At 44.6% G+C, this 23,476-nt stretch carries 18 protein-coding genes; 5 read left to right on the plus strand and 13 right to left on the minus strand.

The window, feature by feature from the left end:
- The first annotated feature begins 14 nt into the window (after positions 1 to 14).
- Positions 15 to 761, plus strand: coding sequence for a tetratricopeptide repeat protein (locus tag SIO70_RS03210; protein WP_320579365.1), 747 nt, complete (start codon positions 15 to 17; stop codon positions 759 to 761).
- Between the two features lie 78 nt (positions 762 to 839).
- Here SIO70_RS03210 and SIO70_RS03215 read toward each other — a convergent pair whose 3' ends face one another.
- From SIO70_RS03215 to SIO70_RS03235, 5 genes are all read right to left on the minus strand, one after another.
- Positions 840 to 1,694, minus strand: a complete 855-nt coding sequence (locus SIO70_RS03215) for a polysaccharide lyase (RefSeq protein WP_320579367.1) — start codon at positions 1,692 to 1,694, stop codon at positions 840 to 842.
- Between the two features lie 160 nt (positions 1,695 to 1,854).
- Positions 1,855 to 4,452 (minus strand): fibronectin type III domain-containing protein, encoded by a 2,598-nt coding sequence (locus SIO70_RS03220; protein ID WP_320579369.1) that lies wholly within the window; start codon positions 4,450 to 4,452, stop codon positions 1,855 to 1,857.
- 143 nt (positions 4,453 to 4,595) lie between these two features.
- Positions 4,596 to 6,026 carry an NAD(P)/FAD-dependent oxidoreductase gene (locus SIO70_RS03225; RefSeq protein WP_320579371.1) on the minus strand — a complete coding sequence of 477 codons (1,431 nt, stop codon included), beginning with the start codon at positions 6,024 to 6,026 and terminating at the stop codon, positions 4,596 to 4,598.
- 198 nt (positions 6,027 to 6,224) lie between these two features.
- Positions 6,225 to 6,476: a hypothetical protein gene (locus SIO70_RS03230; protein ID WP_320579373.1), complete on the minus strand. Its 252-nt coding sequence runs from the start codon at positions 6,474 to 6,476 to the stop codon at positions 6,225 to 6,227.
- An 82-nt stretch (positions 6,477 to 6,558) separates the two neighbouring features.
- Complete coding sequence (locus tag SIO70_RS03235) at positions 6,559 to 6,726, minus strand: hypothetical protein (protein ID WP_320579375.1); 168 nt, start codon at positions 6,724 to 6,726, stop codon at positions 6,559 to 6,561.
- 575 nt (positions 6,727 to 7,301) lie between these two features.
- Here SIO70_RS03235 and SIO70_RS03240 point away from each other — a divergent pair.
- Entirely contained in the window at positions 7,302 to 8,801 is a 1,500-nt protein-coding gene (locus tag SIO70_RS03240; RefSeq protein ID WP_320579377.1) for a HAMP domain-containing sensor histidine kinase, read from the plus strand.
- Between the two features lie 13 nt (positions 8,802 to 8,814).
- A complete protein-coding gene (locus SIO70_RS03245) occupies positions 8,815 to 9,516 on the plus strand; it encodes a response regulator transcription factor (RefSeq protein ID WP_083722241.1) in 702 nt (233 codons plus the stop codon).
- 527 nt (positions 9,517 to 10,043) lie between these two features.
- Here SIO70_RS03245 and SIO70_RS03250 read toward each other — a convergent pair.
- From SIO70_RS03250 to SIO70_RS03275, 6 genes are all read right to left on the minus strand, one after another.
- Positions 10,044 to 11,066, minus strand: coding sequence for a glycoside hydrolase family 43 protein (locus SIO70_RS03250; protein ID WP_320579380.1), 1,023 nt, complete (start codon positions 11,064 to 11,066; stop codon positions 10,044 to 10,046).
- A gap of 67 nt (positions 11,067 to 11,133) precedes the next feature.
- Complete coding sequence (locus tag SIO70_RS03255; protein ID WP_320579382.1) at positions 11,134 to 11,850, minus strand: DUF3823 domain-containing protein; 717 nt, start codon at positions 11,848 to 11,850, stop codon at positions 11,134 to 11,136.
- A 10-nt stretch (positions 11,851 to 11,860) separates the two neighbouring features.
- Positions 11,861 to 13,753, minus strand: a complete 1,893-nt coding sequence (locus tag SIO70_RS03260) for a RagB/SusD family nutrient uptake outer membrane protein (protein ID WP_320579383.1) — start codon at positions 13,751 to 13,753, stop codon at positions 11,861 to 11,863.
- A 20-nt stretch (positions 13,754 to 13,773) separates the two neighbouring features.
- Complete coding sequence (locus SIO70_RS03265) at positions 13,774 to 17,172, minus strand: TonB-dependent receptor (RefSeq protein ID WP_320579385.1); 3,399 nt, start codon at positions 17,170 to 17,172, stop codon at positions 13,774 to 13,776.
- A gap of 297 nt (positions 17,173 to 17,469) precedes the next feature.
- Entirely contained in the window at positions 17,470 to 18,534 is a 1,065-nt protein-coding gene (locus tag SIO70_RS03270; protein WP_320579387.1) for a FecR family protein, read from the minus strand.
- A 78-nt stretch (positions 18,535 to 18,612) separates the two neighbouring features.
- Complete coding sequence (locus tag SIO70_RS03275; RefSeq protein WP_320579389.1) at positions 18,613 to 19,161, minus strand: sigma-70 family RNA polymerase sigma factor; 549 nt, start codon at positions 19,159 to 19,161, stop codon at positions 18,613 to 18,615.
- 592 nt (positions 19,162 to 19,753) lie between these two features.
- Between SIO70_RS03275 and SIO70_RS03280 the strand changes: the two genes are divergently transcribed.
- Both SIO70_RS03280 and SIO70_RS03285 read left to right on the plus strand, forming a co-directional pair.
- Positions 19,754 to 20,752 carry a YafY family protein gene (locus SIO70_RS03280; protein ID WP_320579391.1) on the plus strand — a complete coding sequence of 333 codons (999 nt, stop codon included), beginning with the start codon at positions 19,754 to 19,756 and terminating at the stop codon, positions 20,750 to 20,752.
- 113 nt (positions 20,753 to 20,865) lie between these two features.
- Positions 20,866 to 21,483 carry a GyrI-like domain-containing protein gene (locus tag SIO70_RS03285; RefSeq protein WP_320579393.1) on the plus strand — a complete coding sequence of 206 codons (618 nt, stop codon included), beginning with the start codon at positions 20,866 to 20,868 and terminating at the stop codon, positions 21,481 to 21,483.
- Between the two features lie 12 nt (positions 21,484 to 21,495).
- Here the strand turns inward: SIO70_RS03285 and rnc are convergent, their stop codons facing one another.
- Positions 21,496 to 22,218, minus strand: a complete 723-nt coding sequence (rnc, locus tag SIO70_RS03290; protein WP_083722229.1) for a ribonuclease III — start codon at positions 22,216 to 22,218, stop codon at positions 21,496 to 21,498.
- Positions 22,219 to 22,222: 4 nt separating this feature from the next.
- Positions 22,223 to 23,476 carry a beta-ketoacyl-ACP synthase II gene (gene fabF / locus SIO70_RS03295; protein WP_320579396.1) on the minus strand — a complete coding sequence of 418 codons (1,254 nt, stop codon included), beginning with the start codon at positions 23,474 to 23,476 and terminating at the stop codon, positions 22,223 to 22,225.

The following is a 23,476-nucleotide window of genomic DNA, read 5'->3' on the forward strand; positions in this document are numbered from 1 at the left end:
TTTATTTTTATACCATGAACATTTTTGGCTTCTGGAACGACTCCTATTACCTGATTATTATTTTACAGATTGTTTGTATTATTCATTGTCTTAAAACGGGCAAAAGGGACTACATCTATCTCCTGATCTTATTACCCATGATCGGGTGTATCATCTACTTTGTCCGTGAAATATTACCAGAAATCAACAGGGGAGAGTTCCTACCTAACCTACAACGGGTATTTTTCCCAAAAGCCGCTATCAGAGAGTGGGAACACCGTGTCAGGATTTCTGATACCGTTGCTAACAAAATGGGGCTGGCAGCCGCCTACGCTGACCAGCAACAATATGACAAAGCCATTTTACTGGCAGAAGAATGCCGGAAAAGTTTCCCTAAAGACTTAGGCATTTTACAACAGCTGGGACGTTTTTATTTCTTTGATCAGCGGTATGCGGACAGTATTGCCTACATGGAAAAAGCATTTGCACAGACAAATGCGAACCTGATCAAACAGGAAGATGAACTGATGTATGCCCGGGCGCTGGAAGCCACGGGTATGCTACCACCTGCTGAAGAGGTGTATAAGAAAGTGATTCGTGTACATCACGCTATCGATGCCATGTATTACTATGGCATATTTCTCAAAAACCAAAACAGGAACAAAGAAGCGTTGCAACAGTTTCAGACCATTAAAGATGAGTTTCACCTGCACCCAAGATATGTACGCAGGATGAATGCTCAGTGGCTACGACTCGCCAAGCGGGAAATGGCAGGTCTATAAACCAACAACTCCCGGCGCCACAGTAATGCGATACTGCTTTGCCAGGAGTGTTTGTGACTATACTTATCGAACTGCTTGTCAACTGCTGATCTTGTGTACTACAAGATTATCATAGTAGATGTATCCATCTGCTGAAGCTTCCCAATAGTCTTCACTACCGCCCCGGAAGGTGTGGAAGGTCAATCCTTTGATCAGGCGTTTGCTATCATTGGTTGTCCAGCGGATATCTCTGTCTAATACGATTGTATTATCGATCACGTATTGAACGTGACCATCTGTGTTACTACCGGTATTGCTTTTTACATACAGGTGTACATGATACCATTGTCCTTTATTGAGGCTACCTGAAGAAGGGTACGATTTACCGAAAGTCTCTCCATAAGTACCTGATTGGTCTTTGAAGTAGAGGTAAGGTTGGAAGAACACACGGCCAGCATCGGTTTGATACCACATGAGGCGTGCACTGCCACCATTGCCATCCCATCCAGGGTCGCCGCCGGTGTTGCCATCGCCGATGGAGAATCCGAAGCCCAGCTTACCACCTCTGGACCATTCGAACTGACTATGAAAACGAATGTCATAGTCTACTTCGTAGGCAGAGCCGTCGGAGATGTCGACATTGCCGATAACGCCGCCAGCACCGGAGAGTGCGTTGGCAAGGAGTTTAATGCGGCAGTTACCATTGGAGATCCAGCAACGGCTATCGACCCAGCCGGTGATGTTGCCGAAGTCGGAGGCAGCCGAGGAGCTGGCGTAAGTACCATCGGCATAGTTGTTCCAGTTTACTGACCAGCTGCTGTTTATTGCTGAACCAACAGCAGTGGTTTGTAAGGCTGAGGCAGATGCGAGGGGCGGAGGTGAAGCGGCCTCCTTACTGCAAGCGCAGCATAAGGTGAGGGCGTAGAAAGCAAATACGCCGAGTTTTGATGTCATGTAATTTGGTTTAAAGAGGGAATAAATGGTTTTTCAGTAGGGATGTCGTATAGAAGGGAAGGAAGTACTATTGATATTATAAAAAAATGCTTCTGCCAAACAGCAGAAGCATTTTTTATGGCGCAGGCAGAGTCCTGCGGCCGCCTTAAAAAACGAGCGCCTATTTGGAAGAACGTCCGTTACTTACAATAATCTTTTGTCTTGATACTACCCGCTGCCGTTCATCTGCCACTGTAACTATGTACAGGCCTCCCGGCAATCCACTCACATTCAGGGAAATACTATTACCCGGCGCTATGCGCGAAATATGTTTCACACCATTAATACCATATAATGTTACTACATACTTTGCTACCTTACCCGGCAGGGATACATTCACATATCCTGAAGCTGGATTTGGCCATACATGGCAGGTTGGCACTTTTACTGTATCAATAGTAGTTGTATCAGGTACTACCGGTTCGTCAGGATAAGTAAATGGAAAATCGATCTGCGCCTGCTTAAACTGCATTTCCAGTTCATCATCCCACTTAAATGCCGTATCTGCCTGTTTCTTCAGACTATATTTCACAGCACCACTCCAAAAATGCACAAACTCACCAAGATTCAGATCACGGGTATACGCTCCATTATGCTGTGGGAAATATTCAGACAATAATGTAAAATACCTGTTCAGCGCTGCACTGGAATCAGAACGTGTATAAATAGGATAGAACCAGTCCCTGAACCAATGCGTACCTGGCTTAGGATAGTTCTCCACACCACCTATTACATCGTTGTAAGTGCCCTGTGCATCCTCATTCCAACCCAATCTCTTTTCCACATCATAAATGAATATCTCCATCCATTTACTATCATGCCATATTGCAAATGCAGGTGAATTCATTACACCCTTGCTACCACCTTCTACGATATGCCCAACCTCATGTATCGATGCACCCACATTCCAATCACTTCTCGTGGTCCAGTCACCACCCAGATCAGCGACGTTGCGATAATCGTGTGAACTATCAAATACAGTAGCCGGATGACCACCTGAGAACCCGGTCACACTGTGGTATACCATGTTTAATTTCGGATCACTAAAGGTGCCGTAATTTGATTTTACATAATCCCACACCTTTGTCATATCATCATTCATCCAGGTCACCGTGCGTGGTACAGCACTATCATAGTACATATTGATACTGCTATTGCTATATACTAACGATAATAGTTCTCTATGTTCAAACCAATGCTCCTTCCAGGTAGCAGGTGGTGTACTTGTCAACGTAGTATCACTCGCATATACCCATGCAGAATTACCAGCGCTGTTTTCTGCTCTTACGCGATAATAGTAAGTAGTGAGCGGAGACAATTCCAGTGAATAGAAATGAGTGGAGTTTGGATTTAATACTTTTGAAAAATCCCAGTTGCTGCTATCAGCAGATCGCTCTAAACGATAATTGGTTTCAGTCGTTGAATTATCAGACCAGTCCAGAATAATCTGGTTGCCTGAAACGCTTGTGGTGACTAAGTCCGAAGGGGCCGCAGGTGCACCTGTAGGGAAAGAGCCACTACCAGTACCATAGATTTCCAATTCTGAGAACTGAATCAAATCATCGCCGTTATTCGCAGTAATGTTTAAACGATAGTAGGTATAAGCAGTCGTGTTAGAGAAAACAAAGGTTCTCTTTTTTTGTCTGCCTGTGAATACCTGATTTGTTTCACTATGCAATGTTACCCACGTAGTACTGTCGTTAGAACCTTCAAACACCCAGTTTTTAGGATCTCTGCCATCCGCATCGTTTCCGGAGGTAATAGCATACTGTGTTGCTATACCGGGATTAGCCAGATGATATATGACCCAGGTAGTTGGATTGTATGCGAGGTATTTGGTGTAGATGCCGTTGTCAACTGCTTTTGCAATACCTTCTCCACCAGTAGTATTAAACTGGTCTGAAACTTTTCCATTTACATAATCAGTCAGATCAATGGCATAAGGTGCAGCGGCAGTTCTTACTACACCTGATTTTGCGATAGCAGACACACCCACTGAGTTGATGGCTCTCACGTGGTAAATGTAAGCCGTTCCTACACTCAGACCGCTATCGGCATAGTGATGCACATTTGCCGCTACAGTATCCAGCGTATTGAAAGTAACCCCATCAATAGAACTGGAAACGATAAAGCCTGTTTCATTCGTAGAATTATCCGACCAGCTCAGGTATGCATTGTATCCTGAAATGCTGGCGGTGAGTTGAGTGGGTGCCGCAGGCCCTGCAGCTGATCCGGACAGTCTCCATTCTGAAAACTGGATGGAACCAGCGCCATTGCTGGCAGTGATGTGCAAGCGAAAATAAAGGTAAGCAGCAGTACCGGATACGGTGTAAGTGTTAGTCTGGTAACGGGCTGCAAATGTTTGTGCAGTCTGACTATCCAGTGTAACCCAGTTACTGCCGTCATTGGAACCTAAGAGCACCCAATCCTTAGGGTCTCTGGTCGATGCATCATTGGCAGAAGAAACAGCGTATTGGCTTAAAATGGCTGAATAGGCCGACTGATACTGCACCCAGATGTCTGTGTGGGCAGTATAGTACTTGGTGTTTACATCATTGTCAGTGATACTCTGATAGTTTTCCTTTGCGTTGTCATCGTTGTAATACTGTACAGTGACGGTACCTCCATTTGCGGTAAGGTCTGTCTGGGCAAGGGCGCCAAGACTACTGCATAGGCATACAGCGAACAAAGATAGCTTTGTAAAATTACGGGTCATCATAAAGGGCGTTATGCGTTTAGTTAATAAAGTGCGCTCTAAAAATGTGGCTGTCGATTTTGGTCTACAGTGTCAGGTCAACACGATTCTATATAAAAATAAGCACAGGTCGGTTACAAACCTGTCAATGGATTTCAAATGGATTGTTAATAGATATTAAAGATATCTTTCAGAGATTTTTTTGCAGCGTGGTAGCCACACATGCCGTGAACGCCGCCACCGGGAGGGGTTGCAGAAGAACAAACATAAATACCTTTTGCAGGGGTGCTATAGGGAGAGAGTCTGATAGCAGGTCTTGTATATAGTTGTGTAATATCTAATATTCCACCATTGATATCGCCACCAATGTAGTTGGGATTGTAGTCTTCCATTTGCCGGGTGTTCATGGTATGCCTGCCAATAATGCGATCACGGAAACCGGGGGCAAAGCGCTCAACCTGATTCTCGATTTGCGTAGTCATGTCTACGATAGAACCATGGGGAACGTGGCAATAGGCCCAGGCAGTATGGCTGCCTTCAGGAGCACGGGTTGGGTCGAAGATGCTTTGCTGTGCCAGCAATACAAAAGGGTTATCAGGATGATGCCCTTTTGAAGTGAGTTGTTCATTGGCCGTGATCTCTTCCAGTGTATTGCCCAGATGCAGGGTACCAGCTTTGCGGCAATGTTCATTGGTAAAAGGGATCGGACCATCCAATGCCCAGTCTATTTTGAATACGCCCATACCGTACCGATAGCGTTGCAATTGGTATTTGTATAGTCCTTTTATTTTGTCGCCTGCTATTTCCAGTAATTGCTTAGGTGTTACATCCAACAATATAGTGCGGGCAGGAGGCAGGTCATTTAATGAGCGTACATAAGTATTCGTTTGTATCTCGCCGCCGATAGATTCGAAGTAAGCTGCCAGTGCATTGGCGATGGCTTGTGAGCCTCCTTGTGGTGCAGGCCATCCCTGCAGGTGACCATTGGCTAATAAGACCATTCCTATAGCCGCTGTAGTGAGGTTGGTCAATGGCTGAATAGCATGTGCCGCCATTCCGGCAAATAAGCCTCTGGCCGCCTTTCCCTGAAATTTATTCGCTAGGGTTCTGGCCGGTAATAACGCTTTCAGCCCAAAACGCACCATAGCACCGGGATGCTTTGGAAACGCCAATGGACCCAGTAATGCAGGTGCCAACGCTGGCCAATCCCTCACTACCGGGTCCATGAGTTGATGATATGTATGTTCATCTATGCCAAGTCCTTTGGCTGTCTCATCCAGTGAGCGATTTAATACAGCTGCTGTACCATCGTCAAATGGGTGTGCAGCGGCCACTTCAGGTTGCAGGAATTTCAGTCCATAATCTGCCAGTGGCAGTGTGCTAAAAAACGGCGATCCTGCTGCTAAAGGATGAATGGCAGCGCATACGTCATGTACAAAACCAGGCAAGGTAAGTTCTTTGGAACGGAGGCCGCCACCAATGGTATCCCTACCTTCCAACAGTAATACCTGTATACCCTGCTGTTGCAGGGTGATAGCTGCCGCCAGGCCGTTGGGACCTGCACCTACTACGATTGCATCATATGCCTGTTTGTTCATATTGTTATTAAGATTGCCCCGCTTCGATGGTACTTTCAGACAATGTATACCATTTATCTACCTTATCCAAAATTACGTAAATGCATCACTACTATAAGGCCTCAATCAATAACGCAGCATTTCAAACTTCCATTATTTTAATAAAAATAATGGCATCACAAAATTGCGATGCCATTCCAATCCATTACCTGGGGCACTTTATCGTTCCATCATATCAAGGATATCAGTCCAGATAATTCTCGCGATCTGCTCACTCTCCACCATTCTGATCCGATCTGCCGGCATCACCATACTGTCTTCCTGCCAATCCATATTATCCGGCATAAAATCTTTCAGAATGTTACCACTTGTGATTACTTCATAGGTGGTTTCATGACGTACTTCGTTTACACTGATCACAATTTGATAGGACCGACCCTCTATATATACTGTAATTGTATTCTTTTCCATAACAAACAAAAATTAGTTGTGCTATTGCGACAATAGGTCGCAACAGTGGGGTACAAAGGCTGTAAGATCAGATATAAGAAAGCTAACCATGATTGGCCACGCGATGTCCCGCTTTTTTCGCCACGCCGGTAGGATGGGGTCCCCTGTTTTTTTCCTTGTTGGTGGTCAGGCCAATGGCTTCAGCCTGACTGGGGTGCTTCACTTTCTTTCCACTTTCATGCTTTGTTCCTTCATTCTGGTTTTTTGCCATGTCAACTTCGCATTTTAATGGGTGAGTAATAGAAGAACACTTTAGGTAAATCAAAAGGTTTGCCAGCTTGTGAAGGAGAGGGTTAAATAATGTTAACTAGATGACAATCAACACACAATAGATAATATTTGTTTACTGCGTCAGGGGTAGGTAGGTCTGTATATATGTCTACAAAGTATTCCAATAGTCTCCTTACTTAAGTTAAGTACTCCCAACCCCGGCCGATTTGCCTCCGGCAAAATCGACCGGGGTTGAATTCGCCCATACTATGTTTTATCTTGAGTAAAACATAGTATGGGCGAGGGTAACAATTAATTTAATAACCGCATACTACATACCAGGGGGCTAATAAGAATGAAAAACCTGTTGAGACCTGGTTCTCGGCCTGGCTTGCAGCATGCAATCTAAACTACAGAATACTTGTTGCGTGGTAAATTTTAGCACAAAGGAGAGGACACCGCCTCTATTAATAACGTTAAAACTATGTATTGCTAAATTACCGATACCATTCATTAAAAGTTGTCAATGAATTTCAAACGAATTGTAAATGAAATTTAAATTCCCGATATTTAAATATGAACAGAAAAACGCGGTTGGAGTTTAAACTGGCGATTGAAAGAATATATTTGTCTTTCAGGAATTATTACATGAGGCATCCGGTTAAGGTTTACATTACTTCTTCTGTCATTTGTTTCATTATATTGGCAATAGTCCAGATCATGTTAGTTTACAATACCTACGATCTGCTAAACAGAAGATTCTACTATGAAAAGAAAGGACGTATCAATGAACGTTATACAAAGGCAATCATCAACGACCACGTCTTCCCGGGGGGGAAAGATATTATTGATGGCCTGTTAACACCGCAATACCATGAACTCGAAAAACTTTACCAAGCCGGTGATACCGCCCGTTTCAATCGTGCATCCCAGATAATACTCCGGAGTGTTTTCAATACTCTCATCAACAAACAAAACGCAGAAGCGCTGCTAAGAGATATCAAACTCAAAGAAGGCATTCACGATTCACTCAGGTACCTGCTTGTCGTATCCCGTATAGACCTCCAATTCGCTGATTTAAAATATGTGAACATCTATGACAAGCGAAAAAAATACCCGCTTATAGACGATACTATTCAGACACCAAAGGGAATCAAAATATTCGGCGACCTGGCAAACCCCGATGAGCAAAGTCAGATCATCGGTCTTTTTGTATCAGATCCAAAACCGTATACATACGCCATTAGTTTTTCACTCTACGCCGATCCTTACAACCGACGGCAGGTAGTGTTCAAACAAATGCAGGGCATCCTCACCATGAGTCTGCTCTCGGTATTGGCCATCATCATCCTGTTCTTCATCACGCTCCGCAACTGGATCAAACAGAAGCATATTGCCGATGTAAAAACAGATTTCATCAACAATATCACCCACGAATTCCATACGCCACTCTCAGCTATCATGGTGGCCAATAAAAACATCCAGAACGAACGGGTGCTCGAAAACAAAACCGCCATCCGCTCCCTCTCCGACATCATAGAGCGACAATCACAGCGATTGAAGCTACTGATCGGCCAGGTGCTGGACATTGCTACTATCGATAACTTATACGTACAGAAAGGCCCTGAAGACCTGAATGTGCTGATCAGTGAGATACTCACCGACTTTAGTATCAAGTTCCCTTCAGACAACCTGCAATTGTCTTTTATACCTGCCCCGGAAACAATTATAGTCGATGCAGACAGTTTTCATTTTACCACCCTGCTGCTCAATCTCCTCGATAACGCAGTGAAATACAACCTGCAGGAGGTAAAACATATACAGGTCGCCACCATAGAAACAGAAACTGATATACAGATCTCGATCAGTGATAATGGAATTGGTATGGATAAAGAAACAATCCGTTATATCTTTGACAAGTTCTACCGAAATCAGAAAGATCTGACACAAAATGCCAAGGGTTTAGGACTTGGCCTGCATTATGTAAAGCAATGCATAGATGCTCACCAATGGACAGTAAAAGTAGAGAGCGAGCCTGGCATGGGAAGTACATTTGTAATCATTATACCTAAGTGAAAATTGTAAGGGGATGAAACACAAAATTCTGTTAGTAGAGGATGAAGCAGACCTCGGAAACGTTGTTAAACAATACCTGGAATTAATGGATTTTGATGTGGACTGGCAGCAAAATGGCCGGACCGCCCTGGACCTGTTTGAGAAATCGCCCAATGCCTATCATATTCTCCTCATAGATGTAAACCTCCCCGGATTGAATGGATTCGAACTGGCGGAGCAGATCATCAGGCTCAACAATCATGTCCCATTCCTGTTCCTCACAGCAAGAGGGGACAAGAATGACCGGCTGAGCGGCTTGAAGATAGGTGCAGATGATTATGTGGTCAAACCCTTTGATGTAGATGAACTGGTACTACGCATCCGTAACATCATCAAGAGAAAGCAACCTGTTGTGAGCGCTGAACCTGCCCAACAAAGTGTGATCAATATAGGAACGACCCACCTTTTTGTAGATTCACTGAAGCTGGTGACGGAGCAGGGAGAAGAGATCATTCTCACCCCAAGAGAGTGCGATTTGCTGGTATTGTTCTTTAACAATGTGAACCGTGTATTGAAGCGGGAAGAGATCCTTACAAAAGTGTGGGGCTCTAACGACTACTTTGTAGGCCGTAGCCTCGACGTATTCATTTCACGTTTTAGAAAGTATTTCCAACATAATATTAATATCAGTATCAAGAATGTATATGGTATTGGTTTTGTATTTAATGTGAAATAGCGATTGCCCTGTTAGCACGGTTATAGGCTGTTTGTGTTTTCTTATCTTTTATTTAGTGCCTGGTATCAATACAAACGATCTTCTAAACGAAAGGGAATGATCTTCAAGTATGATACAAGAAGTCATAATTGCGAAAATTCCCTTTCGCAGTAATTCTTTTGTGCTCTTAAATGAGGGTTATCAATGCGTCGCTTTTCTGCTACTGTAGTGGTATACTGTTGTCTGATGTCTCTCTTTGCTCACCTTGCCTTTGTGGCCATAGATTTTGTTTACTAATACAAAAACAACTGTAATGCTCGCAATGATAACATAATGCAATACTATTGACGGCATATGTTTGTGGAATAAAATGTTGATAGTGCTGTTTAGTGCTGTTTTGTAGTGCGCCCTTAAACTTAACCTTTTTCGTAGCAAAAGATACAGCAGTATCATGAATTTTGCATCACACTTTCCTGTCATTAACAAATGTTAACTACGCCCAATGAGCCTGCATTTATGTATCATTGCGAAACATATTAAATTAATAATTAAGGCACTCGTAATTCTTTCTTTACAGACACTGGTTTGCCCAAAACAGGCATCCCATCCTTGTCCCAGGTAAAGGGTTGCATACGGGGGGAACGCCTGTTTCCACACCCATCTCCTGCATGATCATTGGCATGATACAAGATCCAGTTTTGCTTGCCGTCAGGCGTTGTAAAGAAGGAATTGTGCCCTGGTGCATACACACCCGTTTCAGGTGATTGAAGGAACATCGGCGTTGCATGCTTCTTCCAGCTGGCGGTATCCAGCAGGTTACTGTTATCATCCGCTACAAGCATTCCTAATGCATAATAATCTGTCCAACAAGCAGATGCGCTATAAAACAGGAACAGCTTATTACCATGCTTCAGGATCTCCGGCCCCTCATTTACATTGACATGTGGCAGGTTCGGATCATTCAGGTCGCCAAATTTTTCCCAGTCATAGACAGGGCGGGAGAGTCTCACCCGTGGGCCTGTGATCGTGAGAGGGTCCTTCATTTCTGCTATATAAATATCCTGCTCTCCGTTGTTATCCCCCTCCCAGCCAGACCAGATCATATACAACTTTTGTTCGTGCTCAAATACAGACGCATCAATGGCCCACTTATCTGAAGGATCGGCTACTTTCCCTTTCATTTCCCAGATACCTGTCATAGGATCGGGAGAGCTGTTTTCCAGCACATAGATGCGGTGATTTTGGTTATCTCCTCCATCCGCACAAAAATAGATATACCATTTGCCCCGCAGGAAGTGGATTTCCGGCGCCCAGTTGTCTTTTGAATAAGGGCCGGTGGCAGGCGGTGTCCAGATGCTTTTTTGAGGGGCATCTTCCAGTTTTGCCATATTAGCCGTTTTCCAGAGCTCCAGGTGATTGCCAACCGTATGCATGTAGTAGTAATACCCATCTTTGTACGTTACCCAGGGATCAGGTCCGGAAGACAGAAGGGGATTGTGAAAAGTGGTTTTCTGCTGTGCATTGCAGGCAAAGACACAGAGCAGGATACAAAGCCGGATAATAGATTTCATATACCAAAATTAAAAAACCGCTGAATGCAAATTTTCATTGCACTCAGCGGTCCATTGATGACAAATATTAAAGGTCAATTTTAACTACAGTAGAATAAAGCAGATCTTCCACACCGGCAATCTTCACCCCAATCCTTGCATATGCATAATTCTGAGCGCCTGTGGTACCTACTGATGACATAGAAGCTGGTATGTCTACAGACATAGCTACGTTGTTCAGATCAGTAATACTGCTGCCTGCCAGCGCAGTCCGCACTTTATAATTGCTTTGATCTACGATGGTGGTCTGGTTCAGATAAAGATACACGTTTTCAATGCTTCTGCCATTCGCACCCGTGATAATCTGTTCCAGTTTAAAACTGGCTGCTGCTGTCGTACCACTTTTCGCAATCTGCTGGTTACGGATCATGTAATAAGGCATTACCTCAATATTCATGGTCGTACTGCCAGTCAGGTTCAGCGGAATAGTGTCATTATTAGTAGCGTTATTCGTTACGGATCTGAATGGTCCCTGACCAGCAGGAATGATCAGTTTATAATTACCGTTAAACAGGAGGGAAGAGAAAGAACCATCTTGCTGAATCTGCACCGCAATTGCGCCGCTCTTACCCCAGCCGGGTTCCCATAGTTCAAAATATACAGCCAGCGAAGCAACATTGATGGCTTCACCCTGGTAAGTGATACTACCCTTGAAGGTAGTCTTTGGTTCATCATAATTATCCTTCTTGCATGCAAATGCAGTCAAGGCAATCAATAGACCGGTGATATATTTTCTACGAAACATAATTTTCATTTTACTGATTAGGATTCTTTACCAGCTTAGGGTTGTTACTCAGAATGTCTGCTGAGATAGAAGAGTAATAGTTGCCCAGGTTGAAGCGGTGTGCCGCAGTTACGTTAGCAGATTTCACCACTTTGAACACATATTTACCATCATTTGCACTACCTGGATTATAAATCTTGTAAGGCCACAGACCATAGATCTGGGTGTTTATTTTATCAGCTTTACCAATGTTGGATATCACTTCGCTTGCACTGATACTTTCACCATTCCAGACTTTATGAGCCAGGCGCCAGCGTTTGTTATCAAACAGTTCGTGACCTTCAAATGCCAGTTCCACTTTCCTTTCATGTACGATCCTGTCAAAGGTGATGTCAGCAGCAGTCAGTGGTGTAGTCAGCCCTGCTCTGGAACGCACAGTGTTCATATACCCAGCTGCTACGGCAGGCTGATTCAGTTCGAAAGCCGCTTCTGCTGCATTCAGCAATACTTCTGCATAACGGTAGCGTACCCACCAAACTTCACTCTGTGTACCCAACTGTCCGGAACCTATTGTAGGATCCATGAACTTACGTACAAGGAAACCTGTCTGTGCAGAATATTCTTTACCATCGATAGGACCATCGGTACCTACTATCTGCACGCCTGTAGGGCCACCGGGAATGTTACCAATTTCACCATAAGTATCCCCGCTGATGATGCTGTAAGCACCATTATTCCAATACATGATACCAGCCCAGATATCCAGATCCTTGCCTTTGAATTTAGAACCAGGCAGCATAATAGTGCCCCCTAATCTTGCATCTCTGCCAGCGAAAATGTCACCTGGATGCTCGTAGTAGATATAGTCGCTGCCTGAATTGGTAGCAAATGGTGCATATGTGTTATCGAGTTTTTCAAACTGCTCAGCGAGGTTAAGGGAAGGATTCACACGACCGCCCTGTTGCTCTTCAGCTGAAGACCATGGCTGGTTAGCGATAGTCCATCCCTGTACCTTTCCGCTTTTCAATTTGAAATCCTGTGCGAAGATGACTTCCGGGTTGTTTGACTTATCATAAAAAGTGGCTGCGAAGTTGTCCTGCAGATCTTCAGCTTTCTTCTGATACAGGGAATACTTACCACCATTAATAATCTCCTGTGCAGCAGTCAGTGCTTTCTGATAGTAGCCCTCTGCCTTATCAGCAGGTATACCTACTTCGCCGCCGGCAGTGGCTACAGATGGTGTACCTGCGCCATATCTTGCAATAGAAGCGGCATACAAAGCTGCTCTGGCCTGCATTGCCAATGCTACACCTTTGGTAGCTCTTGACTGTGTGGCAGGATCATCAGGTAACATCGTTTTAATGGTATCCATTTCCGCAATAACGAAATCATATATTTCAGATTCTTTTGCTCTTGCATGTTGCAGGTAGGTAGGATCGCCACTGAAGTCGTAAGTCATAGGCTCGGTGATCAAAGGAACACCACCCATGCGTTTTACTTCTTCAAAATACAGTGCAGCACGCAGAAAACGGGCTTCACCCAGGAAACGGGTACGTGCTTCTTCACTTAAGGCAGTCGCTGCGGTACACTTCTGAATAAAGAGATTCAGGTCACGCATCTGGCCATAATCCCACAGGTTCCACCAGTCATAAGGATAGTCGATCTGCTGTACACGCCAGTATTCACTGGCCTGAGAAGGGAATGCTTCGTCAAAATTCGTATACTCTACCCAGTTTGTTATAGTTTGTTGATCTACATAACGGTTATAGAGATCGGCCAGTACTGACAATACCAAACTTTCACTTTTCCAAACGGTTTCGTCTGTCAGAATATTGGAAGGATCAGTTTGCAGGAAGTCAGCATCCTTTTTACAACCCAACACAAACACAAGGGCTGCTGATATGATTAACAGATATTTTTTCATCTAATTGCTGTATTAAAGGATCAAAAAGAAAGGTCAAAACCAATATTCACATACTTGCTTTGTGGATAGGTCAGACCGTTATCATCAGCGACTTCAGCGTCTATACCTGTCTTACGCAGATTATCGATAGAGAACAGGTTATAAGCGTTGATGTAAGCACGGAAACGTTCAATTCTGGCCTTGGCAAGGATGTTCTTAGGAATGGTGTAACCCAGTTCCAGTGTACGTGCCCTGATGTAATGAACGTTAATCAGCCAGAAGTCAGAGTTTTTATTGTAGTTGCTATGACCTCCATTGTTGAAACGCAGTGCAGGATATTTACCAGGGATCCATTTGCTGTTTACATCATAAGCATCTTCCCTGTGCCAGCGATCGTTATAGAACTCAGCCAGCAGGTTACCCTGGTTGGTGTAAGGAATACGCATTTCATAGTTACGGTTAAAGGAATAACCGGTACCCGCTGAGAAGTCGGCTCTGAAATCAAAGTTGCTATATGCTACCGTGAAGTTGAAACCACCATTCATGATAGGGTTTTTACCTGTACCCCATCCAATAGGACGTACATCCAGATCGTTAATCACCCCATCGCCATTCCAGTCTTTGTAAATCAGGTCACCTGGTAATAATGTTTTGTTACCCGCCCCGTCAACGTTTACTTTATAGTTGTTGATCTCGTCCTGTGACTGGAATTGTCCGATTACGTTATATCCCCAGAATGTATTGGCGTACCTGTTTTCAGCAGAGTTACGGTAGTGATCAATGGAGTTCAGGAACACTGGTTTGTAGCTATCCAGGTTCTTTGAACGTGCATAAGAGAAATTAGCACCTACCGTGAAACGTACTTTCTTTATCTCGCCATGGTAATTAATAGAAAACTCCGCACCGGATACCAGATCGCTCTTCACATTTTCTAAAGGCAGTGTATAACCCAGTTCACTTGGTATGAGGATGTCATATTTGGTACCCAGCAGACCTGTTCTTTTTCTCTTGAAATAATCAACCGCACCGCTGATCCGGTTGTCCCAAAAACCATAGTCAGCACCGATGTCCAATGTTCTACTTACATACCAGGAGATATTATCGATAGGAACACCTTTGTAAGAGGAACCGATCACTGATTTACCATCCAGGATCACAGTAGAAGAATTATAGTTATAACCGGAGAGATAGTCATATGCAGACAAAGGAATATCATCATCACCCAGTTTACCATAAGAACCTCTCAGTTTCAGTTCGCTCAGGGTTTTCTTGCCACCTACGAGGTGCTGAAAGAATTGCTCTTCGCTGATACGCCAGCCAGCCTGCATAGCAGGAAAAGTACCCCAACGTTTGTTAGGTGCGAACTTCCAGGAGGCATCTCTTCTTGCAGATACTTCCAGGTAGTAACGGCTGTCGTAGTTATAAGTGAACCTGCCAATGTAACCCAGACGGGCAGTAGTAAAATCATTATCATTATACGTATCCATTGTACTGAAGTAAATCAGCGGCAGATCGTTGGTAGTCGGCACAGCATGCAGCCAGTTGTCGATTTCCCTTCTCTTGATTCTTTCTGCTACTACGGTACCGCCTACGTTATGCTTGCCAAATGAATGTGCATAGTTCAGTTGTAACTGAACGGTAGGAGACAGGTTGGTGTGGTTATCTCTTTCTCTCCATGGGTTAGAGCTACCACCAGATACATTGTAAGTATCAGTATTCGGATCATAAGTATATACATTGTAAGTATACTCGTGACCATTCATAATTCTGTTTGCATAGTAATAGGAGAACAGGCCTCTTGCGCTCAGACCATCGATGGGAAATTTATATTCCGCGGTCAGGTTAGTCTGTAATACGCGCCAGTCTTCGTGCCAGTAGCCGGACAACTTCTTATTCTGTAATGCCCAGTTTTCGGTATTGTGACCGATGTTGTTTGGGTAATTTGGGTTATCGTTTGCATAAGGGCGTTCGATAGGCGTGTTACGCAGGATAGCGAAACGAGCTTCCCAGTAGTCATCTGTACCAGGTACCCCAGGTTGGTCGCGGGTTTCAACACGACCATTGATCTGCGCACCGATTTTGAAGTTGTCAGAAACTTTGGCTTCGATATTACTCTGAATGTTGGTACGTTCGAAAGTGAATTCTCTGCCCAGTACAGAATATTGCTTCAGGTGAGTGGCAGATACGTAGTAGTTGATCCTGTCAGAACCACCACTGAAGTTCAGGTTCAGGTTAGTGAGCGGAGCATTGTCTTTCACAATAAACTTGTACCAGTCAAAGCTCTTGTAGCCTGTTTCAGTACCTGCTTTCCACTTTTCCAGTTCTTCCTTGGTGATGGTGGTAGAACCATACTGGTTCATTTCAGCATCAGCTTTACCAGCCATCCACTGATAGGCATTTACGCCTTTAGGGAAGCGGGTCCAGTTCTGCCAGCCAGTATATGCAGCAAGGTTGATGGTGTTGCGGCTGTTCAGTTTACCTCTCTTGGTAGTAACCACCACTACACCATTCGCAGCACGCATACCATAGATAGCAGCAGAAGCGTCTTTCAGAACGGTGATAGTTTCAATATCGTTTGGCGCGATGTTGTTGAACTGGCCAGCATCCTGTTGGATACCGTCAATTACATACAATGGATCGCCCATGTTACGGATTTGAATAGATGCACTCGCACCCGGACGTGAGTCCGACATGCGGAAGGTAACACCCGGTAGCTTACCTGCCAGTACAGTACTTACCGTAGAACCAGCGTGTACATCGCCCATATCTTTAGCAGATATAGCGGCGATCGCACCGGTGAGTGACTCTTTCTTTTGTGTACCATAACCAACGATCACCACATCACTCAGTGAAGTAGCAGAAGGTTCCAGTGTTACGTTGATAACGCTCAGCCCATTGATCTCTACTTCTTTGGAAGTATACCCTACATAAGAGAAGATGAGGGTACCAGAGAGATCCGGTGCATTGAAAGCGAAATTACCACCGGCATCAGTAACAGCACCGGCTGCACTATTTTTGAGTTTTACGTTTACGCCGGGGAGTGGTGTGCCTTTTTCGTCTACCACTTTACCCTGGATGCGTACAGCAGCATCAGCGGCATAAGTAATCTCCTCTGCCTTGCGTAATCGATTGAGCACAATTTGCCGGCCATCGACCTGATAGGAGAGTTGTAACGGAGCGAGTAACTTGTCGAGTACTTTACCCAGTGGCTCCTGTTTTGCTTCCAGGCTGACTTTGCGGGAAGCGCTGATAAGCGTGGAAGAATAGAGGAATTTCACATCAGCCAGTTGTTCTATTTTAGACAGCACCTGATCAACAGATTGCTGACGGGCGTCGATAGATACAGGTTTGGTGAGGATTTCCTGGGCCTCAGTGGACTTTGCAAAAGTGAGACCGGTACATAACGTGGCAAATAGCAGCTGGTAAAAGCATGTACGCATGACCATAAAGATTAAATCATGGATTCGTAGTCTTTTTTTCATAACTTGAATTGTGTTCCTGTTTGTAATGGGAAATAGAAAGGGTGTCTTATCCCAGTGGAGCGGGTATAAGGCGGTGCCGCAAGAGTATTCTTTTCAGCCAGTGGTACGGCCATACCGCTGGCTTTTTCATTACGTGATGTAAAGCATAAGTATCAGTGTAAATTTTTGTTTGTTCTCAATAACGTATTTCGTGGAATAGTGTGTCAACGGGGGAACTCTCTACATTCCTTATTAGCTACGCGTACGTGAACACTATTAATGACATCCTTTGGTTGTAATTGTAATCTCATTTCCGTCGATCGTACAGTTTGCTTCCAGTGCCTGACAAATAAGCTTTAATTTTTCCTTTAGTGGTTCATCATCCAGGGAGGCAGTGAGTCTACAGCCAGCCATCAGGTTTTTATCATAGCTGATATGAACACCATAGGCTTTTTCCAACAGGGTCAGCACACTATCTGCAGGGGCATCTGCGAATACAAACGAGTACAGCTCAGTTATAGTTGGCTGGGCAGATCCTGCTACAGACATGGGCAATACATCTAACGCATGAGTGGAGCGTTTCAGTATCGCCTGCTGATTGGCAGATAAATTTGCCCGGGCATCGTTCGCTTTTGGTTGTATTGAAATAGCAATTTTCCCGGTTTTTACTGCTACACTTACCAGGGTATCTTCGTCATAGGCTCTGACCATAAATGAGGTACCAAGCACGTTGATTACCATTTCGTTGGCATATACTACAAAAGGTTCAATGTTTCTTTTTACTTCAAAGAACGCGGCACCGGAGAGGTATACCTGGCGGTGGCATTTGCCAGTGAGACAGGTGGAATAACTGATCCGGGCTCCGGGTTGCAACACTACAGAACTACCATCGGGCAGGCTGACAGTTTCGGGTTTCCTGCCCTTGTTGATACTCTCAACAAAAGTATTTTTAGCTGTTTCAGCTTTTGCCACCAATTCATGGTAAGCACTGTGGTCCGGCTTGTGCATGGTATACCACATAATGGTGGTAGCTACCAGGGCCATGAGCACAGCAGCGGCAGCCATATACCAGGGGCGGAGTCTCCGCACTGGTTGTGGTGGCGCATCCATGCTTTCGCGGATATTTTGCCAGATAGCAGCATCGACATTTTCTTTCAAACCAAATGCAGGAAGCTGGGAAGCTGCCAGAATTATAGCACGGGCCTGCAAAATAGCGGCTCGCTGACCAGGAAAATTTCGCGCGATGGATTCCCAATGGGCTGCGTTTTCACCATATTTCACCCAGGCGACGAAACTGTCGTCGGTTACAAAATCGGCGGTATCGAAGTTTGAGTAATCCATGTATAGAAATAAAGACGGGGAAGGGGGGTTTTAACTCACTTATGTTAAAGTTTTTTTAAAAAAACTTTTTTTGGGGGGCTACAGCAGTTCTCTTAATTTGACTACCGCACGTTGTACCAGGTTACGAACAGATTGCTCATTGACGCCCATAATCCCGGAAATCTCTTCCCAACTAAAATTATCATAAAACCGGAGACGGATGGCCTCCTGTTGCCTGACAGGCAATTGTCGCATGGCTTTTTGCAAACGGAGCTGTTGCAAAAGGTCCTCTTCGCCCATAATACGCATATCCTCTGCCGAGGCCTCTTCCTGCAATGACCAATCCAGTACCAGGGCCGCCTTTGCATCCGATAACCGGTGCAAACGCCGCCGCAAAGCCCTGAAAAGATAATATTTGACAGAAGTAGTCGCTGAGAGGTTATGTCTTGTACGCCAGAGATCGGCAAAAAGATCCTGCATGGCATCCTGCACCTGTGCAGCATCTCCCGCAAGGTGGTAGCCGTAGTTATACAATACAGCAGAAAAACGCCTGTACATCTCACTAAAGGCCTGTTCGTCGTCCTGTCTAAAGGCATTCCACAGTACCTCTTCCGCTATGAATGACTGATAGCTATTTCCAGACCCCAATTTACCTGATTTAAAAAAGTATCACCTGTAGTAATAGTATGGTTCACCAGTCCATTCTTACTGGCTGCGGGGACTAAACTACGAACTATAAAAATCATTTACGAATCATTGCTAATCCCGGGATGAGTTATACCCAAAAAAACGGGGCCTGATAAATATCAGGCCCTCCCCAAATTAACCATTAAAAAAACTCATTTGAATTTTGCTTGAAACAAAAATAGAATGAATCTTTTGCAAATCTGTTAATCATAAGTTAATGATTCTAAATAATATGGAGAGGTAATAACGATAGAATCAGTATGATATTTACATGATCAGATAGGTTAATAAATTAATCCATTGCCGCAGAAATCTCTATAAAAAAAAGGTCCCCGGAAAAAATTCCAGGGACTTACCATTTAACCTATATTCTGTACTGTAGCATCAAAATTTTAAATATTTTTCAGAGGCTTAGACTTTTCCCGCTTTCTATACTTCAATTCGTTTCTCTAAAGTTTCGCTCTCAAATATTTTCTGTATATAAGACGGTGATTAATATCCGAAGTTTAACGGGTTTCAACTTTTTTTTCATTTTATTTCTAAATTACCTGCTATGAACAGGATTGATCGGCTTTCAGCCATACTTATTCAGCTACAGGGCAAGAAAATAGTGAAGGCTGCTGAGATAGCAGAACGGTTTCAAATCAGCCTCAGGACCGTATATCGCGATGTCAGGGCCCTGCAGGAAGCTGGCGTACCTGTGGGTGCGGAGGCTGGTACAGGTTATTATCTGGTAGAAGGGTATCACCTGCCACCGGTGATGTTTAACAGGGAAGAGGCAGCTGCGTTGCTGACAGGGGAGAAGCTAATGGCCCAGTTGAGTGATCATTCCAATAAAAAACAATTTGGCAATGCCATGCAGAAGATCAGGGCAGTGCTGCGGACCAGTGAGAAAGATTTCCTGGAATCGCTGGAACAGAATATTGCGGTCGTTGGCCGCCGGGCTCCGGAAGATAGTGAGTTTCCAAACCGCTTCCTCTCAGATATTCAACATGCACTGGGCAAGCACCTCATGCTCAAACTGGATTATTTTGCCCTGCACAGCGAAACACTGACACATAGAGAGATTGAGCCCATTGGTATTATATATATGATGGGGTACTGGTACCTCATTGCCTGGTGCAGACTACGCCATGCTTACCGCAATTTCAGGATGGATCGCATCCGAAACCTGGCTGTTACAGACATTTCTTATGACAGGGACCGACACATTTCGTTAAAAGAATACATGGAAAAATATGCGGAGCCTGCTGCTTATCCCCATGTAGTGAAGCTGCGGTTTAGTGCGGGTATGGCGAAAAAGCTGGGGAATCAGCGATTTTATTATGGGTTGATGGAGGAGCAGACAATAGGGGAGTATGTGGAGATGGTGTTCCTGACTTCTCACCTGGATTGGTTTGGGAGATGGGTGTTAACAATGGGAAAAGAAGTAGAGATACTAGGTCCGGAGGAATTAATGGAACATATGCGCATACTTGCCAAAGAAATACATGAACAATATTTAACGAATCGCTTACCGGATAGTTTATCGGATCGCTCCACGATCCGATAAACTATCCGACGTTCAAAAAGTTGGGATTGCTTCGCAATCCCAACTTTTTGAACGCTACTGACATAACGCTGTCACTCCCCATATCTTCCTTTGCATTATCAACGCTAATGCATATGTCCAGACTCGACCTCACAAAAACCTATAAAGAACTCTACACTGCCACTTCCAAACCGGCCCTCCTCTTCGTACCCCCCGGTCACTACCTCTCCATCGAAGGCCAGGGTGACCCAAACGGCGAGCATTTCGCCGCCTGCACCCAAGCCCTGTACACAGGTGCTTACGGTATCAAAATGCATTATAAGAAGATGGAGCTGGATTTCGTAGTCTGTAAACTCGAAGGCCTCTGGTGGGTAAACGATGTGGAAAACTACAATGACTTCAAGGAGGTTATGCAGATTCCCCGTGACCAATGGCACTGGCAACTCCTCATCCGCATGCCTGACTTCATCAATAAGAATGATGTCAAAAACATTCTGAAAAGGGCGTATCAAAAGAAACCCATTCAATACTTCAACCAGGTCTACCTCCAAACCCTGGCCGAAGGCCAAAGCATACAGATCCTGCACACAGGTCCCTATGCTACCGAACCGGTATCACTACAGTTATTACACGACTTTATGAAAGCAAAAGGGCTGACCTGGAATGGCCGCCACCATGAGATATACCTCAGTGACCCGCGCAAAACTGCGCCGGAAAAACTGAAAACAATTTTAAGACAACCGGTAAAATAACAGAGAAACGGGTTACTTTTCCCCCAGCCCCAGCAACTCTATCGCCTGCTGTGCCGCAATCTGGCTGGCATCTTTTTTATTGAACGCCTTACCGCTGCAAATGAGCTCCCCATCTACTACTGCACCTACAGTAAAGATGCGGCGGCCATTGTCCATCTGTTCTTCCAGCAGGTCGAACTCCAGCACTTTGCCATGCTTATTCGCCCATCCGTACAGCTTGTTTTTGTGGTTCATTTCCACACTTTCAAGCATTTCCAGATCGATGTAAGGCATAATGATGCGTTGGTGCACAAACTGTTTGGTACGATTATACCCTTTGTCAAGGTATACAGCGCCGACCAGGGCCTCAAGGGTATTACCGAAGATCTGGGAAATCTTCAGAAAGCTATTGTACTTATCATAAATGGTGAGCTTTCGCAACCCCATCTTGATAGCAATATCATTAAGCTGCTGGCGGTTCACAATCTTGGACCGCATTTCGGTGAGATAGCCTTCTGTCTTATAAGGATACTTCTTAAAGAGGTAATCGCCGACAATAGCACCAAGAATGGCATCGCCCAGGTATTCCAGCCGTTCATTGCTCTCCAGAAACTTCTCCTTGCTCGAGCGATGGCTCAGGGCCACTTCATACAATGAGAAATTGCCCGGGGCAAAGCCCAGCAGGTTATACAGATCCTTGTAAAGACTTCTCTTACCGGATACAAATCGATATAAAAATCCTGGCAGTAATTTCACACAATCAAGCAACAAATTTTTTGAAAATCACGGATGCATTATGCCCTCCAAAACCGAAGGTATTGCTTAATGCAGCGTTTACTTCTCTATGTTGTGCGACGTTAAAGGTAAAATTTAATTTGGAGTCCAGTTCAGGATCGTCCGTAAAATGATTAATGGTAGGAGGAATAATACCATGTATGACAGACATGATAGCCGCAATCGACTCAATTGCACCGGCAGCGCCTAATAAGTGACCGGTCATAGACTTGGTGGAGCTGATATTCATTCGATATGCATCTTCACCAAATACCTGTTGGATCGCTTTTACTTCGGCAATATCTCCCAAAGGAGTAGAAGTACCGTGTACGTTAATGTAGTCAATTGCATTGGGTTGCAGTCCAGCGTCTAACAGCGCCATTCGCATGACGTTCATAGCGCCTAATCCTTCTGGATGGGGTGCTGTGATATGATAGGCATCTGCTGTTGCGCCACCTCCTGCCAGTTCAGCATAAATTTTGGCACCTCTAGCAATCGCATGTTCATAGGATTCTAGCACCAGTGCTCCTGCGCCTTCGCCCATTACGAACCCATCACGGTTCAGGTCAAAAGGTCTGGAGGCAGTGGATGGGTCATCATTCCGTTCAGATAGGGCCTTCATAGCGTTAAAACCGCCTACACAGGCATCGTTTATAACGTTTTCAGATCCTCCGGTGATCATTACATCTGCTCTGCCGTACCTGATGTACTGCATAGCCTCTATAATGGCATTGGTAGCTGAAGCACAGGCAGACACCACAGAGAAATTAGGTCCTCTAAAACCGTGGCGAATGGAAATATGCCCTGCAGCAATGTCGATAATTAACCGGGCTATCAGGAAAGGACTAAAACGGGGAGTTCCGTCGCCTTGACCGAAATCTTTCATTTCCTGACAAAAATTGATCATACCGCCAATACCAGATCCCCAGATAACCCCAACCCTGTCCATATCGACAGAATTACGGTCAATCCCGGCATCTTGCACAGCCTGGTCAGCAGCTATTACAGCCGTCTGTGTGAAGGGATCCATTTTACGGGCTTCCTTCTTGTCCAGGTAATTGGTCGCATCAAAGTTCTTCAGTTCGCAAGCAAAACGGGTTTTGAACTTGGAAGCATCAAATTGTGTAATAGGCCCGGCACCGGATACACCGTCCGTCAATCCCTTCCAGTATTCGGATACGGAATTGCCGAGCGGTGTAAGTGCGCCTAAACCTGTAACGACTACTCGTCTTGGTTGCAT

The sequence above is a fragment of the Chitinophaga sancti genome (genome assembly GCF_034087045.1).
Taxonomy (GTDB): Bacteria; Bacteroidota; Bacteroidia; order Chitinophagales; family Chitinophagaceae; genus Chitinophaga; species Chitinophaga sancti_B.